Source organism: Corynebacterium sp. MSK012 (assembly GCF_030232435.1).
In the GTDB taxonomy this organism is placed as follows: Bacteria; Actinomycetota; Actinomycetes; order Mycobacteriales; family Mycobacteriaceae; genus Corynebacterium; species Corynebacterium jeikeium_D.
Map to the genome: position 1 here is coordinate 95,127 of NZ_JASPJU010000002.1, position 16,815 is coordinate 111,941.

12 protein-coding genes and 1 tRNA gene are annotated in these 16,815 nt (G+C 57.2%); 3 read left to right on the forward strand and 10 right to left on the reverse strand.

The genetic code is table 11. The annotated features are described in order from the left end of the window. Window positions 1–22: 22 nt before the first annotated feature. Window positions 23–1,045: a pirin family protein gene (locus tag QP977_RS01675; RefSeq protein WP_284847075.1), complete on the forward strand. Its 1,023-nt coding sequence runs from the start codon at window positions 23–25 to the stop codon at window positions 1,043–1,045. A gap of 195 nt (window positions 1,046–1,240) precedes the next feature. Here QP977_RS01675 and QP977_RS01680 read toward each other — a convergent pair. From QP977_RS01680 to QP977_RS01725, 10 genes are all read right to left on the reverse strand, one after another. Next, window positions 1,241–1,313: transfer RNA gene (locus tag QP977_RS01680), tRNA-Arg, on the reverse strand. A gap of 93 nt (window positions 1,314–1,406) precedes the next feature. Next, entirely contained in the window at window positions 1,407–2,198 is a 792-nt protein-coding gene (locus tag QP977_RS01685) for an ABC transporter ATP-binding protein (protein WP_069358831.1), read from the reverse strand. Next, complete coding sequence (locus tag QP977_RS01690) at window positions 2,198–3,373, reverse strand: FecCD family ABC transporter permease (RefSeq protein WP_101687636.1); 1,176 nt, start codon at window positions 3,371–3,373, stop codon at window positions 2,198–2,200. Before QP977_RS01690 ends, QP977_RS01685 begins: the two co-directional genes overlap by 1 nt. A gap of 30 nt (window positions 3,374–3,403) precedes the next feature. Continuing rightward, complete coding sequence (locus QP977_RS01695) at window positions 3,404–4,606, reverse strand: ABC transporter substrate-binding protein (protein WP_284847076.1); 1,203 nt, start codon at window positions 4,604–4,606, stop codon at window positions 3,404–3,406. 169 nt (window positions 4,607–4,775) lie between these two features. Beyond that, window positions 4,776–5,228 carry a MarR family winged helix-turn-helix transcriptional regulator gene (locus QP977_RS01700; protein WP_070429339.1) on the reverse strand — a complete coding sequence of 151 codons (453 nt, stop codon included), beginning with the start codon at window positions 5,226–5,228 and terminating at the stop codon, window positions 4,776–4,778. A 71-nt stretch (window positions 5,229–5,299) separates the two neighbouring features. Then, window positions 5,300–5,791, reverse strand: a complete 492-nt coding sequence (locus QP977_RS01705) for a MarR family winged helix-turn-helix transcriptional regulator (protein ID WP_049172025.1) — start codon at window positions 5,789–5,791, stop codon at window positions 5,300–5,302. A gap of 14 nt (window positions 5,792–5,805) precedes the next feature. Further along, window positions 5,806–8,463: an ATP-binding protein gene (locus QP977_RS01710; protein ID WP_284847077.1), complete on the reverse strand. Its 2,658-nt coding sequence runs from the start codon at window positions 8,461–8,463 to the stop codon at window positions 5,806–5,808. A 3-nt stretch (window positions 8,464–8,466) separates the two neighbouring features. Then, window positions 8,467–9,642, reverse strand: a complete 1,176-nt coding sequence (locus tag QP977_RS01715) for a metallophosphoesterase family protein (RefSeq protein WP_070652904.1) — start codon at window positions 9,640–9,642, stop codon at window positions 8,467–8,469. 2 nt (window positions 9,643–9,644) lie between these two features. Next, entirely contained in the window at window positions 9,645–10,703 is a 1,059-nt protein-coding gene (locus QP977_RS01720) for a hypothetical protein (RefSeq protein WP_070429342.1), read from the reverse strand. Then, window positions 10,703–13,942 carry a DEAD/DEAH box helicase gene (locus tag QP977_RS01725; RefSeq protein ID WP_070862732.1) on the reverse strand — a complete coding sequence of 1,080 codons (3,240 nt, stop codon included), beginning with the start codon at window positions 13,940–13,942 and terminating at the stop codon, window positions 10,703–10,705. Before QP977_RS01725 ends, QP977_RS01720 begins: the two co-directional genes overlap by 1 nt. A 578-nt stretch (window positions 13,943–14,520) precedes the next feature. Here QP977_RS01725 and putP point away from each other — a divergent pair. Both putP and QP977_RS01735 read left to right on the forward strand, forming a co-directional pair. Continuing rightward, window positions 14,521–16,044: a sodium/proline symporter PutP gene (gene putP, locus QP977_RS01730; RefSeq protein WP_070827410.1), complete on the forward strand. Its 1,524-nt coding sequence runs from the start codon at window positions 14,521–14,523 to the stop codon at window positions 16,042–16,044. Window positions 16,045–16,177: 133 nt separating this feature from the next. Beyond that, window positions 16,178–16,783, forward strand: coding sequence for an HNH endonuclease family protein (locus QP977_RS01735; protein ID WP_246821812.1), 606 nt, complete (start codon window positions 16,178–16,180; stop codon window positions 16,781–16,783). Window positions 16,784–16,815: the final 32 nt, after the last annotated feature.

Consider the following 16,815-nt stretch of genomic DNA (forward strand, 5'->3'; position numbering starts at 1 on the left):
TAGCTAGCCAAAGGAGCCTGTCATGAGCGCAATCATTCAAAAATTCTCCGTAGCCGATAATCCGCAGCTTCCAGGTATGGACCCATTCCTGTTTGCCGTCCACCACTATGACCTATATCCACAGGCCAAGGGCCAAACTATGGCTCCCGATGCCTCTCTACTCGGCCGTAATATCGGCATGGACTTTTCCGGCAAGGACGGCTGGTCCATGTACCACGGCACAACCGTCCCCGGCTTCCCCTCCCACCCACACCGCGGCTTTGAAACCATCTCGATCGTCGAGGAAGGCTTTGTTGACCACACCGACGCCGAGGGCGCACAGGCTCGTTACGGCGAGGGCGACACGCAGTGGCTGACCACCGGCGCAGGTACAGCGCACGCAGAGATGTTTCCGCTTTTGCATGTCGATGGCCCCAATCCCCACCACATGTTCCAGATTTGGCTGAACCTGCCGCCCGAAGGCAAGGAGGCAAAGCCACACTTCCAGATGTTCTGGGCAGAAGACACTCCGCATGTCACCGGCACTGATGACAATGGCCACGGCTACGACGTAAAGGTCATCGCGGGCGCATTCGGCGATACTCAGCCGCTTGCTCCGCCACCGGAATCCTGGGCCGCTGCACCAGATTCCGATGTAGCCGTGTGGGTGCTGCGCCTGCAGCCGGGCGCACAGCTAACGTTGCCACCAACCAATTATGCCGAGACAATTCGGACTCTCTACTCTCTACGCGGCAGCCTCTCCGTCGAGGGCGAAACGCTGGTGCAAGAGGGCGCAGTGCTACGCTCAACCGAGGCACTGGACATTTCTGCAGGTGACGAGGGGGCCTTCGCGCTCATCCTCCAAGGCCGACCAATTGGCGCTCCCGTGTATCAGCATGGCCCGTTTGTCGCGAATAGCCGCGAAGAGCTCGTTGAGGCATTCGATGCCTACCAGCGTGGCGAGTTCGGCGCATGGCGGTTTGATTCCAACGATCCGGTTGCACCCTTTGAAGAGGGGCGCTTTGCCCGCTATCCGGACGGTACGGTTCGTCGCCCGGTCAATTAACCGGGATCCCCCGACGGGCTGCACATGTGAAACTGTGTGAGTTTATGACACTTTCAGGCCATTTTTTGGGTCATTTTTGTCATAAACGCAGTCAGTAACTCGGATTGGTCCGCTTCCGCCAGGTACACCCGAAACAAAAATCCCTCAAGCAACCAGGCGAATCTAATCGAACCTAACCGCTTAAGGGATAAGACGTGCCCCCGAGAGGAGTCGAACCTCCGACCTTCGGTACCGGAAACCGGCGCTCTATCCACTGAGCTACGGGGGCGTGTGGCACAAGCACAACAAGTGCAACGAGAAAAGATGTTACCACTTGGCTGGGGCGATTAGCGAAATGCCCCGCACCCCAGCCAAATCCGCACTATGCGGCCTCAGAAACCTGGTCTTCCTCAATAGGACACACCACAGGAACGCCTCCATCATTAAGCACGCGGGCTCGAATTCCATAGACGCGGGCCAAAAGATCCGGTGTGAGAACGTCAGCAGGACTCCCCTGGGCAACCACGTGGCCGTCGTGAAGCATGACAAGCTCATCGCAGTAGCGGGCTGCGAGATTGAGATCGTGGATTGCCACGAGCGCCAAGGAGCTCCGTGAGGCGACTTCCGCGCGGACGAGCTGTAGGAGTTCCACCTGGTGGCGCAGGTCGAGGGCGGAGGTGGGTTCGTCGAGAAGCATGACCTCGGGATCGCGGACAAACATCTGCGCGACGGCGACGAGCTGACGCTGACCGCCGGAGAGCTCGCCGACGAAGCGGTCGGCAAGGTGCTCAATACCAACCTTCCGGAGAACCGCCGCAGTATGCTCAATCTCGGAGCCGCGCACGCGCAGACGCCCGGCGCGCCGGCCAGAGACCAGTACCGATTCGAATGCGGTCAGCGAGGCACTTGCTGGCAAATCCTGGGGCACGTAGCCGACGACATCGCGCAGTTCGGAGCCGACGACCCGCTCATTGTCACGGGTCAGTGCAATCTCCCCGGCCATTGGCTTTCGAATCCCCGCCAGGGTGGTCATCAGTGTGGACTTACCCGCAGCGTTTGGCCCGAGCAAACCCGTCACCGTACCCGGCTTCAGCGTGCGCATCGACGCCCCGCGCAGCACCTTCCGCTTACCATAGCCTGCAGCTACTTCGTTGACATCGAGAAATACGCCCATTAGTTCCACACCGTCCTCTTACGCAGGAAAACCAAGCCGACAAAGAATGGGACACCGACGATTGCGGTAATGATGCCAATCGGCACTGCCACACCCGGCACCACCGTGATGGATACCGCATGAGCTGCCGCAAGCAGCGCCGCACCTGCTGCCATCGATGCCGGGGCAAAGAAGCGCTGTTCTTCACCGACCAGCATGCGCGCAATGTGTGGGCCGACCAGTCCGATGAAGCCGATGATGCCGGCAAAGGCCACTGCGGTTGCCGCCAGCAGCGAGGCTACAATCAGCGTCGCAATGCGCAGCCTATCCACATTGATGCCCACGGCTTTTGCGCGGGCATCGCCAAGTCGCAGCACCGTCAGCGCCCACGCATAGCGAATGGTGAACGGAATGGCGATCAGCAGTGCCGCCGCAATAATGCCGTTGGCCACCCAGTTCGCGCGCTGGAGCGAGCCCATCGTCCAGAACACAATCTGCTGGAGCGCCTCGGTAGTCGCGCGGTATTGCAACAGCGACAACAGCGCTTGGAATAGAAACACCAGACCAATACCCAGCAGAATCATCGATTCCTTACCCGAGCCGCGCCATACCGACGCCGCCGCCACAATCGCCACCGCGATGACGGATGATACCCAGGCCACGGCCGCCAGGTTGAACTGCGCATGCGGAATGATCACCCAGCCCAGCACAATCGATGCCGCCCCACCGAACGCCGCTGCAGCCGAAATACCGAGGGTAAACGGCTCCGCCAGTGGGTTGTCGAGGATTGTCTGCATCTGTGCACCGGCAAGCGACAGCGCTGCACCAATCAGCACTGCCATCACTGATGCAGGCAGGCGCAGCTTCCACAGCACCGTACGAGTGGTTTCGTCAACATCATTCGGGCTCACGATGCCCCGGACGACATCCCCCACACTCAGTGACATCGGCCCCACGATCGTCGCTACTACAAACGCGCACACGGCCAGCCCCACCAGCACCGCAATAACGGCAATCTTCCGGGCGGAGCGTCGTCGGTACTGTCGCGCAGAGTCGTAGGTCGTGCTTGACGACGGACACTCGTGCTGTTCGGTGGCGGGCTGCGACTCTTGACCTCCACTGCCGTTGGTGGAGGTGGACTCGCGGGGTTCGTCGTCAAGCCCTGACGCGGGAGCGTGCAGATTGGTGTAAGTCATCGGATTCCTTCTTCGATGGTGGAAGATGGGTTACTTGGTCGGCTCCAGCGCGGTGAAGAAGGTGCCGCTGAGTTCGAAGGGCAGGTAGTCCTTGTGGAACTTGGCGAAGTCAGCGACCGGGTCGAGGTCAGCGAACTCCTCTGGGTGAATCCACTTGGCGAATTGCTCGAGCGCGAAGACGTTGTACGGCGAGTCGTAGAACTGGTGGAAGGCGGCGTACAGATCACCCTTCTTCGGCGCGGTCAGGGTGTCAAAACCCGGAGTCTTCAGCAGGCCTTCCAGAGTGCGCTGTGCGGTCTCTGGGGTGGCGGTGTAGCCGAGTTCGACGTGTGGCAGCACTTCCGGCTTCTTCGGATCGAGCGCCCAAGAACCACCGGTGGCGATGATCTTCTCCGGCTGGACGGACAGGACCTTCTCTGCGGTCACGTCGCCCGATTCGGTGTTGATGAGGCTGTCTCCGAGGTTTTCACCGCCGGCTGCTGTGACGAGGTCACCGAGGTTGGACTTGTTGACGGTCGAGCAGCAATCCTTGAGACCAGCTGCTCGCCAGACAAGGGTCTTTGGCTTGTCTTCGAGCTTGGCGGCGCGTTCGGTGATCTCGTTGACGCGCTTAGTGTAGAAGTCGGTGAACTTCTTGGCATTGTCCTGCTCGTCGACGATCTGGCCGAGGAGCTCGACGGACTTGGCGGTGTTTTCCAGGGGCTTCTGACGGAAGTCGGTGAATACGTACTTCAGACCTGCCTGATCGAGCTTGGTGAGGAAGCCGGACTCCTCCGCGGCCTTCTTGTGGTCAAGGGTCATGACGACCACATCTGGGTCGTGGGAGATGAGGTTTTCAACTGTGACATCGCCCTTGGCAATATTGCCGATGGTCGGCATGTCCTTCAGCTCTGGATTCGTCTCGAAAAGCTTGGCTTCAAACGATGGTGCGCCCGAATGCAGATCGCTGCCCATGGCGACAACATGGTCACCCGGGTTTTCTTGGTCAAGCATCGCGGTGACAAACATGGCGCGACCTTCACCGAGCACGACTCGTTCTGGCTGCTTGTCGAAGGTCACAGTGCGACCTGCGACATCAGTGACAGTGAGTTCTCCTTTGTTGTCGGCAGCCTCGTTCGACTCTGCGTCCGCACCGCATGCTGTAGCGACGAAGCTCAGCGCTGCACACCCGATTGCGGCCAGAGTTTTGGTCTTTGGCGCGGTTTTAGCCTTGGCGAAAATATTGACTCTCATGCGTTTCAGTTTCTGCCTTGTTTATTTCTGCGTAATTTTTGGTACTTAGGGTGCACAAAGAGAAGTGAACAGTCACCCCTTTGCTTTAGGCACGCCTTACCTTACAGCTTGAAACGTAGAGAAAAAAGCGCCCTGCTAGTGGTTGTTTTACTAGCAGGGCGTGGAAGTCTTACTTCCTTTCGAGAACCGACTGGAAGCACCTCAGCATCACTTCGCGGTCTTCATTAGCAAGTGGTGAAATAACTTCCTGGCGAACGGTGTCTACGTAATCCGGCGCCGCTTCGGCAAACACGTGTCGACCAACACCTGTTAGGACGACGACATAATCCGAGTCCGGGTCTTCGCCGTGATCTTCGGTGTGAATAAATCCGCGCTTTTCCAATCTGTTGGTATGCAGCAGCGCGCGGGGGTGGTTCCACTTCAGTCGATCACAAATATTGTCAACATGCAGAATCCCATCCTCCACCTCATGCAAAGCGATGAGCAGGGTAAAGTCAGCGAACGTCAGCCCGGTGCGAGTGCGTAGGCTCCGCTCAATATTGCGCTCTACCTCGCGAAAAGCAGCTACCATCGACTGCCAAAAGAGCTGTTCATCATCACTCAGCCATTCAAATGAGTTCATACTGCTCTAGGCTAATGGTGAGAGCCTCGAAGCGGAGACAAATGAGAAAACACTCACAGAAAAACTTTTGACTACTCTGCTTTTCCGTCGACGGAATCGGTGACCGCAGCATTGGCGGTCGCTGCAATCTTATCGAGCACAGCGGAAATCCCCTGATAGTCGATATTTTCACCGAGCACGTCAAACAAGACATGACGTACAAGCTTCACATGGTTCGGCGCCGCCTTCTCAATCACGGTTCGACCGTGTTCAGTAAGCGTGACATCGATACCACGGTTATCGCAGGCGCAGCGTTCCTTAGTTACTAGTCCACGTCGCTCCATGCGAGTAATTTGGTGCGACATTCGGCTGCGGTCCCATTCCAGGGACTCACACAGGGTGCGCATGCGCACAACATTGTCTTCAGCCTCGGAGAGAACAACCAGAACCGAAAAATCTGCAGTGGAAATATCGAGAGAATCTTGCAGCTGAAGGTCGATTGACCTGTCAACGGCCCGTTTAGCGTTCAGAATTGAGCGCCATAACCGCTGCTCTTCATCACTTAACCACGGAACATCTTGCATATGTACAGAGCCTACTATCTTGAAACCAAATCCTGAATTTTCATAAATTCCGCTCCTGTCACGCGATCAAAACGGGCTTCATCGCACGTCAGGACTAATACCTGCATATCGCGCCCCGCTTTGGCAAGAGCATTATTCATCCGCCGCAAACGGTGTTCGTCTGAATAACCTAACGCATCATCAATAATCACCGGAGCGCCTTGGCCGCCCTCCAGGACACCGGCAACGGCCAAGCGCAGCAGAATGTCCAGCTGCTCCTGCGCTCCACCAGATAGTTCATCGACATCGAACTTGCCATCGGCATTAGACCGTGACTCAATCTGCAAGTCCTCATTCATCGTGAACTGGGTTCCCGCACCGAACACACCGCCGCCGTACTCTTCGAGCTTGCGGAGCAAGGGGTCAGCCAGCGCATTCCGCGATGCCGCACGTGCCTGTGTCATTACCTCCATAAGAGTCTTGGCGGCGGCTGCACGGCGACGCATCGAGTCCCGATCTCGCTGTGTTCGCTCCACTACCCCCTCAGCAGCTGCCAGCTTCTCATTCGCGCTGTCGAAATAGTCCAAGTGCACCCGAATCTCTTGCCGGCGCTTTTCCAGCTCAGCCAGGCGATTCTCAACTGCATCCCGTCGCTGCTTAGCGCCCGCGAGCGATGCTTCCACGTCGTCGGCATCCCGCTGCGCCAGCTCTTTCAGAGCCGTAGCCAGCTGCTCTTCTGCCGCCTCATAGTCCTTGCCTCGGTTTTCCACCGCAGCAAAGATCTCGGCATCCGAGGCTTTTTCTCGCGCCGTCGTGAGCGAATCTTCGCGGACCTTCAGGACGGACCGAGCCCCTTCAAGCTCGCTGCTGGCCTTCGTATAGTTGGCGTGTGCAGGACGCTTTTCCAGCTTCGACAAGCGCATATCGGCATTGTCACGCTTCGACTCGGCATCCCTACGCCCCGCTGCAGCTTCTTCCAACCGAGCCTTCGCCGCTACCAAGTCAATCTCCGTCGGCGCATCCTCGCCCGCAAGTGCCCGATACCGCTCGCCCTGTACTCGTGCTTCTTCCTTCGCATCGTCCAACTCTGCGGTGAGCTGGTGATACTCCACACCGTCGGACACCGCAGTTATGGATGTCTCCACCTGGAATCTTGCTTTTTCCGCTTCACGACGTCGTGTGTGTGCCTCTTGTGCTTCCGCGACGGAATCAGCGCCTGCCGCCTCAAGCTGTTCCTTGAGCGATATCTCTGCTTTTTCTAGCTTGCGCTGCTGCGAATCTGAGCCGTCTCCGGGCTGAACAGCAACCGTGACGTCGCCAACTTCGATGGCCAACGGCTTAGTAACCGCACGTTGAACTGACTCAGCCTCCGGCGCTAGCCCCACTTTCTCGCCGTCGACCGTGACCTCCTGCGCACTACTAGCCGAGAGCTGCACACTCGGGCTCGACGCCTCCAGCACAGCGGTGGCTGTTGCAACTTCGCGTTCGCAGGTCAACAGTTTTTCCAGTACCTCCTCGGTAACGGAATTTCGTGCAATTACCTCCTTGTGCTCTGCCAATTGTGCACGGAGCTCATCGAGCTTCTCCACTCGCTTCGACAGAGCTTCGACCAAGCTGCGCTTCTCCCCCAATGCGACTTCAGCTGCAGCCAGCTCTTCTGCTTTTCGAGCTTCGCGGTACGCGGTCACAACCGCATCGCGATTTTCCTGCGCCTTCTTTAAAGCTGCGACCTCCTTATCGAACGCTTCCTTAAGTTCAGCAACTTTCTTCTCTGTGGCGGAATGCTGATCCCTGGCATCTTGTGCCTGCTGAATGAAGGTTTCGCGCTCTTGCTGAGCCTGTTTAGCTAAGTCCAGCTTCTGCTTCGCCGCTGCAGAGACCTCCTGTGCCTGGGACACGGCAACCCTGAACTTTTCGAGTTCTTCGAGTGCCTGCGCCCAATGCTCGACTTCGTTTTTGGCTTCTGGCAACGATGCCCGCTGCGTGTGTTGGCTTTCTTCATTACGAGCAGCTTCCTCATTGAGCGCTTCGAATTCCCGGACCTTTTTCGCCGCTTCGTCGCGCACCCGCTGGGCTTCCGCCAGCTCCTTGTCTACGTCGGTAAGCTGCTTGCGCTCTTTGCCATTTTTTTGGAAATAGTTGCCGTATTCAGCTTCAACGGCTTCAAACAGACCTACCTCTTCTGCGGTTTCCGCGCGCTGCCCCGATGCCGACTGCAGTGCGCTTGTGACCTGCGCATACCCGCCCAAGGAGAGTGTCTTTTGCGCTTGTCCCTGTTCAGCAACGAAAACCTGCCACAGGTTCTTGGTGTCCGCATTGTGCATTCGGGCGGCCAGCCACTCTTCCGCCTGGTCATCTTTAAGAACCTCGGCTGTCGGAGAGTGGACGGTGACGATTGTGCCGGTGTCCTTGGTGCTACCAAAGACCTTGTCCAGCGTAAATTCGTAGCCGTCAAGCTCCAGCCGGAGCTTAACCTGCGGCTTTTCCTGGCTGGAGTGACTGTTCAGACTAAGCGCTTCGCTTGACCTGGACTTCCATTTTGTCGTCAGCGCAACGTGAATAGCTTTGGCAATTGTCGTCTTACCTGACTCGTTTTCACCGGAAATCACTACCACGCCACGCTCGGCGAGCCCTGTGATTGAGAGTGAATCAATCGCACGTACATTGTGTAATTCGATGTCGTGAAAACGCATGATTTATTCCTTCTCTCCGGCCAGGCGCGCCAGCAAGCGAAGCGCATCGGCTGCTGCGGTGGTTTCAGATTCTGATAGGGGGCTGCCGCTCTCGGTTCGCCCTTTGCTCAAGACCGTTAGTTTTTCTGCAGCTATGAGCGGATAACCGGTGAGATTGAGATTAGAGATATCCCCCTCGGACGGAACCACCGTCAAATCGGAGCCACTTTCCCGGCGATAAAGTGCAGCGAAAAGCTGTTGATACTGCTCAAGTCGATTTTCAAAGGTAGTCGACTCCGACAGTGTCACGGTTCCTCGCAATGAATACTTCACCGCTGTGTCTGTCTTCGCCTCGATACCGTCCAGTTCAGCAAAGAACTCATCGAGGTCTTCCGCACCAGTGATATCCATGTCGATGGCATGAAAAGCCCACTGCCCCACTCGGTGGGAGGCCACGGTAACTGAGTCCTTTTCGGGGCCGCTCTCTACAATGTCGACGACGAGTGCATTGCCGGAATCCCGTTCTTTGTCGTCGTACGCTGTGGTTTCGTGTGCGCCGGAGAAATAAACTCTGCCAGCATGATCGAGTTGGCTCGTGGAGTGGGAATCCCCCAGCGCAACATAGTGCAACGCCCCGCGGTCAATAGCTTGTTCCAAGCTGGTCAGATCAATGGTGGCTCCTGCATCAGCACCAAAGCCTTCTACTTGGCCGTGTGCGACCATCACTCGGATTCCATCGGCGGGCTCAAGCTCCGTGGCTATTTCCGCCACGATGTCGTCTGCCGAATACTTGCCGCGCACTGGCACACCGATGAGTTCCACCCCGTCACGGATTGCAATGGGCGCGCTGTCGCGAATTACGTAAACTCCTCGGTCTTCCAAAGATTCGAAAGCACTACGTCGATAAATGGAAGAAGCATCAAGCGCATCATGGTTGCCGGGTAGGAAATACACCGGCACGGGTAGCTTGGCGATTCGCTCAAGAGCCCGCAAAAACACCTTGTCCGGCAATGTGTTGGAATCGAACACGTCTCCAGCGACGACAATGAACTCAGCGCCTTCGCTAATCGCCAACTCGCCGATGCGATCGATGGCGTTGAGTCGACTTTCGTGGAACCTAGCTTGGGCTTCACCGCCGTCGAGCTCTAGGAACCACCGAGTCATTCCCAGTTGCCAATCTGAGGTGTGAATGAATTTCATGACTAGCGCTCCTTTTGTCCCAGGCTCAGCGATTCCTGCAGATGTTGCCAACAATCTTCCAAATCAGCGACTGCACGAATGGTCTCTCTCGAAATTACGCAGGTTGGCTGCAATGCTTCATGCAGCAAACTGCGGTCGGTAACTGTTAGTGGGTCAATAACCTCGAGCGAAGGAACACTGACTCGTTCCAAATCATTGCCCCAGTAGTCGGCTTCGACAGCGAAAAGTTCGGCAACCTTCTTCTGCTCGTTGTCACCGCTATCTTTTCCACCAGCGTCATTCGACTTCTGGGCGGTTTTATTGGGATTCTCCCGAACCGCGCCACCAAGCCCGAGGCGCTTCGGCGCAGTCCGGTTTCGCAGCTGTGTTAGTTCCTGAAGCCGGCGTTGCAATTCGCGCTGCGGATAATCGCGCAGCTGTAGTAGCGACAGCGGATCGCGGTCGATATCAGCGACAAGTTGAGCGGCAACTGCAACGGTGTGCTTACACACAGGTGCCGGGTCCGGGCAGGTGCATTCGCTGTAAATGTGCTCTTCGCCATCGCACAACAGCATTTCCATCTGCTCATACGGCAACTCGCCGTGCTCAAACTCTGTGAAGGCCGACGGATTGTTCACCAACCACCGCAGTACGTCGTCAGTTTGTTTCTGCTCCCGCCGTGGGAACCGAATAAAGACTGAAAATGGTTCCGGCTGGCTGCCCTGCACTTCACCGATGATGTAGCCATCCGCGATTCGAAGCCCCAGCACATTGCCGTCGAACCTGTACTTCTCACCTCTGTGAACACGACCCGAATCAGCGCCACGGATGATGAACTCCCACACCCACCGGGCAAAAGTAGTACGTGGCTCGACCGCCACGCGCGCTGCGGTTCCACGTCGCTGCTGTCCGGTAAATGCACCAGCCCAGTCCTGGGTGGCCAGGAGCTTTTCAATCGTCGAGCTGGTTGCTGGCGCGCTTCGCGCCGTAGTCCTTTTACGACCACGCTTTCCAGAGGGCCCCTTGCCAAACTCGGCAAAGATGACATTGTCGCCCCATGTCACGTCTCCGTCACCGGCCATCAGTACCACCTCTTCTGGACCCTAAACGGGGTCACATTGTTGGGAATCGAATCGTCATCCGAGATTGTGGAGTCCGATGCCGTGCCCTCCGGGTTCACCCCATCGGTCACCGTCCCACCGGACTTTGACTCCGCTGCGTCCATCGATTCACGCAGTGACTGAATCTTGTCCTTGTCCAATTGCCACAGAGACCGCAAACGGTGAAAGTCCATCTCCGTCAGCTTGGTTTCACCAGCGCGCACAACCGCATCCGCCAATTCTGCCTTCTCGAAAATCAGCTCGTCGATACGCTCTTCAAGCGTTCCCACACTGACCAGCTTGTGCACGTGTACGTCTTTACGCTGACCGATGCGGTAAGAGCGGTCCGTGGCCTGGTTTTCAACTGCTGGATTCCACCACCTGTCAATGTGAATGACGTGGTTGGCGGCAACCAGGTTGATGCCAACACCTGCCGCGAGAGTAGACAGCAAAATGATTGGTGGGCCGTCCGGGGCATTAAACTCTGCCACTACTTTCTCGCGCTGTGCCGGAGTCATTGCCCCTTGGATAAACGGAATGTCCACGCCCAGGCGCTTGCTGAAATGAGGGGCGAGCATCTTGCCGAACTCCACGAACTGCGTGAACACAAGCGCGCGTTCACCGTTTTGGACAATCTCATCGACGAGCTCTTCCAGCCGTGCAACCTTGCCCGAGCGATGCTGCCCATGATTAAGCAGCCCTGAGCCGTCGTGCTGGTAGTGCGCTGGGTGGTTGCAAATCTGCTTCAACTTCATGATGCCGCCGAGGATGATGCTCTTTCGCCCGAAGTTGCCAGAGCGATTCCGCTTCGAGCGCTTGAGCTTGTCCTCGATGTCCTTCACAGCTTCCTGATACAAGAAAGCCTGCTCCGTCGTGAGAGGAACCATCTCCACCTGCTCATTCTTCTTGGGCAGGTCCGGCGCAATAGCTGGATCCGACTTGAGTCGGCGCAGAATAAAAGGTGCTGTAATCGACTGCAATTGCAGTAGCATTTCCGCATTCCCATCACGCTCGATGGGAATCGCAAACTTGTTGCGAAATGCATTCGCCGACCCCAGCATGCCTGGATTACAGAAATCCATGATGGTGCGCAGCTCGCCCAAGTCGTTTTCCACCGGAGTACCAGTCATGGCGATGTTGTGCCGCGAGCCCAGGCTCCGCAGCGCTCTGGATACCTGGGCGTTGGGGTTCTTAATTGCCTGTGCTTCGTCAGCAATCACATGATCCCACTGCACTTGGGCGAGTTCGTTCACATCGCGGGTAGCAACACCATAGGTCGTCACAACAACATCGTGTTTTCCGATAAATTCTTGTAGTTCCCCACCATGAGGGCGGTTTGAACCATGCAGCAGCCCAACCTTAAGCTCTGGAGTGAACTTTGCCGCTTCTGCTGCCCAGTTGCGCAACACACCTGTCGGAACCACCAGCAGCGAAGTCTTGTGCCCTTGAGCCGTAGCATCTGCTTTCCGACGGCAGCGCTCATACTCCAACAGCGCCAGAATTTGCACAGTCTTACCGAGCCCCATGTCATCCGCGAGAATGACACCAAAGCCGCGGTTGGACATATCCGCCAGCCACTCCACACCGCGCTGTTGATACTCCCGCAGCTCACCGACAAAACTCGGTGGCACCTCGACCGACTCTGCGAGGGCCGTGGAACCGTCTGAGTACTTCGACACCAACGCCTTGAGCCAAGAGGGGTCCCTGGGGGCGACTGGCACTGCTGCTGGAGCTTGCGACTCTAAGCCACCGTCGAAGACCAGCTCTTTCAGGGTGGCTTGCCCCTTACCGGTTTCCTCCCCGGCCTTGGTCTGCTCCACCAAAAACTTCAGGGCTTCCCTAGCTACCTCTGGGTTCGCGTGCACCCAATGGTCTCGCAGATGCACTAGCCCCGTACTCGATGCAGCGAGCTCACGCATTTCCGCTTCCGTCAGTACGGCATCCCCCACGGCCAGCTTCCACTCGTAATCAACCAGTTGGTCAAATCCGAGTTTCGGTTCCGAACGGCGCCCAGCAGGCCCCGTCGGATCTAACTGGACGACTTCAGTGTGCAACTGCAGGGTGGTCTCCACTGACTTCCAGTTCGGCGGCAGCATCACATCGATATCAACCTTTGCCAGCTGCGAGATGCCATCAGTCATAAGCTCTATCAGCTGCTCTGAGGTCAGCAGCAGATCCAAGCCCGGGTGTCCCGCTGCTTTCGCATATTTGAGCGTTGGGAATGCCTCCTGTGCCGCCAATAGCTGCGGGCGAAGCAGCGACAGCACGGACCGGCGACACATTTCTGGATTCAGGCGCTCCGGAGCTGCGACGCCGATGCGGTAGTACATCCGCAATGGCCATAGAGTCTCATGTTCCACCGCAGCTGAACGAGGATTGAAGCGAGTTACTGAGCCGCCTTCTTCATCCGCTCGATTCCGCAACTCCAACAGCTGCGGAAGATCCACATCCGGCAAGTCTTCCAGCTGGCCTTCAAAACCAACAGGTTCCTGCACCATTAGCTGCAGACGAACATCCTCACCATCGGCCGACAGCCTCCACTTTGCCAGTGACTGCGCCACCCCCGGCGTCGCACGCCCCAGGGACTGAGACTGCAACAACGACCGCACGAAACTCTGCCGCTGTTCTGCCGGTTCATCCAGATCGGCCAGAAGCGCGTTGGTGACCCAATGAAACATCCGATTGATGAAATCCTCAGCCACCGTGGCGCCTCCGTTATCAATCAATACCGGTGGTGTACGAGAAATGACCTGACTCTGCCAAGCAATCTCACTCAGCCCCTCCGACATCCGCCACGTCGGCCACCACTCATTGTCTTCCCACGTCAGCGCCACCAATGCCCGCCCAGAGCGTGCGAAAGCATCCAATCCCTGTACAACATCCACAAAGAACCGAAGATCCGGTGCCATCGCCGCCGAGGAAACTTCCTCCTGCAATTGCACCAGTGCCGTCACCGCAGCCCATGGCGGGAACACCCATGTGGGTACCGCTTTCTCTACTGCCCGCCCCTTCGGTGTGCGCAGTTTTAGCGTCAGTTGCGCTCGACTCCCCTGGTCCAGCACTGCAAAAAGCCGACGCTGATGCGCCGGGACTTCCAGCAAATCCACGTCCGCAATAATCCGGTGCCCCTCTGGCCGCTCCACCCATAGGTGAAGACCCGAATCATCTTTCCAGACCGCGTGCAGCAGCAACGGCACCGCTGACTTAGCAACTTGGTCCATTACTTCCTCCCCACTGCTTGCTCAGTCATCACCGTCTAATCACCCGGCGACTTCGCCACCAGATATTTGTTCAATGACGATTCTGCCACGCACCCCGGATCAGCTTTTCCACCACACCACAACATTAGCACGCATGTTCGAATTATGTATCTTGCAAAAATTACTCCTCCTCTACCCAAATACACCTTTTCCCAGGTAATTTGTCGCACTTAACCGATTTTTAAAAGCTTTTTCAACGCTTCTTATCTTGCAATGCAGCGCATCACATGAAAACGTCGTATAGGCCACAAGAATTAAAAATGTGTGACTCGTGCAATAGTTCTGCCATGGTTCGCATGTGCCAGTAGGCTCCGCTGACTGTCGAAGATAGTCCGGAAGCTGAAGCTGTGCTGAATCGCGAACCGCAGGTTCCACCGTGGACGTCGGCCACTTTTTGGCTCGATGCTGCCGCGGCGCTGTGAACGTCGTCAAGCAGACTTGATTAAGCGAAACTGAGTTGTGCGCCGAAAATGCTTTTTGGTGCGCTAGGTAGTGCGCGAGTCCGACTGTACGACTAATAAATAATGAGGAGTTGCCCTGTGGACCAACACACATGGTTCATCATCGCACTAGTCATTTATCTGCTGTTGATGGTCTACATCGGTTGGACCGGATGGAAAAAGACTGCAGAGTATGACGAATACATGATTGGCGGCCGCGGCCTACATCCGTTCGTCGCGGCACTGTCAGCGGGTGCATCGGACATGTCCGGCTGGCTGCTGATGGGTCTGCCCGGCGCGATTTACCTTTCGGGTCTGAACCAGACCTGGATTGCAATCGGCCTGGTCGCAGGCGCATGGCTGAACTGGAAGTTCACCGCACCACGCCTGCGTAGTTACACCAAGATTGCTCGTAACTCGATTACCGTGCCGTCGTTCCTGGAGAATCGTCTGCACGATACGTCGAAGGTGCTGCGCGTTGCCGCAGGCCTGATTATTTTGCTGTTCTTCACCTTCTACGTCTCCTCGGGCATGGTGGCAGGTGGCCGTTACTGGGAGTCGACGTTCGGTGGCAACTACCTCGTCGGCATGCTGTTGGTAGCGGCTATCACTGTCGCGTACACCCTGTTCGGTGGCTTCCTGGCGGTGTCTTACACAGACACGGTGCAGGGCATCATTATGTTCATCGCACTGCTGGCGGTTCCGACTGTCGGCATCATCTACCTAATCAACAATGGCAACTCCGCCTCGGACATCTTCAGCTTTGCTGCTAACAACCCCTACCCGGGCAGCGAGGGACAGCCGGTTGAGGCCTTCTTCGATCCGTTCGCTGGCATTCCGCTAATCACGATTATCGGTCTGCTCGGCTGGGGTCTGGGCTACTTCGGCCAGCCGCACATTATCGTTCGCTTCATGGCTCTGCGTAGTGCAAAGGACGCAACCGAGGGCCGCCGCTGGGGCGTTGGCTGGCAGGCACTGTGCATGCTCGGCTCCGTCCTCGTGGCGCTGACCGCAACTGTTTTCTTCGCTACGAACCCAGATGCTTCGGTCACTGATGCGTCTTCCTACGAGACCATCTTCCTGGACATGACCCGCATCCTGTTCCACCCGCTGATTGCAGGCCTGATTCTGACTGCAGTACTGGCAGCAATCATGTCCACCATTTCCTCGCAGCTGCTGGTGTCTTCCTCCGCGCTAATCGAGGACCTGTTCAAGGCAACGGTCAACAAGTCCCTGCGTCCGAAGACCTACATGGCTCTCTCCCGCGTCGCCGTCGCGCTGATCGCCATCATCGCCGCAATCATCGCTGCTAACCCGAACAGCTCCATTCTGGATCTGGTTGGCTTCGCGTGGGCTGGCTTCGGCTCGGCATTCGGCCCGGTGCTGCTGGCCGCCCTCTACTGGTCGCGCCTGAACACGCCAGGTGCTGCTGCCGGCATGATCACCGGTGCGGTTGTCTCCTTCGCATGGGGCATGAGCTCGCTCAGCGACACTCTCTACGAGATCGTCCCGGGCTTCGCCGCTGCAACTGTCGTGATGATCATCGTCACGCTGGCCACGAAGGAACCGAATGAGAAGATCAAGGAAGAGTTCGACCACGCAGCAAAGCAGGCTCTGGTCTAACGCTTCGATCTAAGCTTGGCCTCCGCTAGCCCCACAGGCTAGCCCCGGCGCATACCTACAAGGGAACCGAAAAAGTATTTTTCGCGCCCAACTAGGTATGCGCCCTTTTTTATTTGCCATCCTAGCCGCCGTCTTGACCGCCGCCTTTGTCTCATCCTTTGCACTTACGCGAGTTCTCGTCACATCCTCCCCCGCTGGGCCGGACGCGGAAGCCGTCGTCAAGCAACTGCGCACTGTGCGCGTCGTCGCAGGCCGCCCCACCGTCACCGGGTACAAGCGCGAGCGCTTCGACGTCTGGGCAGGTTCTGCCGATTGCAATACACGCCATAAAGTGTTGGCGGCGTGGTTCGGGGGCTCTGTATGTTCGCTTGACGACGACTCCCTGCGCGAAATCCCCGACCCTTACACGGGTGACCCGGTGGGGGCGCATGAGGTCGATATCGACCACATTTATCCGTTGGCAGCGGCGTGGGATTTCGGAGCCTACACCTGGGATGCCGAGCGGCGTCGGCGATTTGGCAACGATATCGAGACCAACCTCGTACCCACGCGAAGCGCGGTCAACCGGGATAAAGGAGATGCCAGCCCGGCCGAATGGCTTCCTGAGGATACGAAGGCGTGTGACTATTCGCATCGTTACTTAGCGGTGGCCATTAAATGGGACCTGCCCGTATCGTCGGCAGACTGGAAGGCGATGGCCACTGCGTGTGGAATCCGCGCGAGGAAAGGCACGAAATAGAGAAAATAGTGCGAGCACGTTAAGTTAAGGAC

Coding starts and splice junctions, on each gene's coding strand:
- QP977_RS01675 (WP_284847075.1), top strand. CDS start 23: ATGAGCGCAATCATTCAAAAATTCTCCGTAGCCGATAATCCGCAGCTT.
- QP977_RS01685 (WP_069358831.1), bottom strand. CDS start 2,198: ATGGGCGTATTTCTCGATGTCAACGAAGTAGCTGCAGGCTATGGTAAG.
- QP977_RS01690 (WP_101687636.1), bottom strand. CDS start 3,373: ATGACTTACACCAATCTGCACGCTCCCGCGTCAGGGCTTGACGACGAA.
- QP977_RS01695 (WP_284847076.1), bottom strand. CDS start 4,606: ATGAGAGTCAATATTTTCGCCAAGGCTAAAACCGCGCCAAAGACCAAA.
- QP977_RS01700 (WP_070429339.1), bottom strand. CDS start 5,228: ATGAACTCATTTGAATGGCTGAGTGATGATGAACAGCTCTTTTGGCAG.
- QP977_RS01705 (WP_049172025.1), bottom strand. CDS start 5,791: ATGCAAGATGTTCCGTGGTTAAGTGATGAAGAGCAGCGGTTATGGCGC.
- QP977_RS01710 (WP_284847077.1), bottom strand. CDS start 8,463: ATGCGTTTTCACGACATCGAATTACACAATGTACGTGCGATTGATTCA.
- QP977_RS01715 (WP_070652904.1), bottom strand. CDS start 9,642: ATGAAATTCATTCACACCTCAGATTGGCAACTGGGAATGACTCGGTGG.
- QP977_RS01720 (WP_070429342.1), bottom strand. CDS start 10,703: ATGGCCGGTGACGGAGACGTGACATGGGGCGACAATGTCATCTTTGCC.
- QP977_RS01725 (WP_070862732.1), bottom strand. CDS start 13,942: ATGGACCAAGTTGCTAAGTCAGCGGTGCCGTTGCTGCTGCACGCGGTC.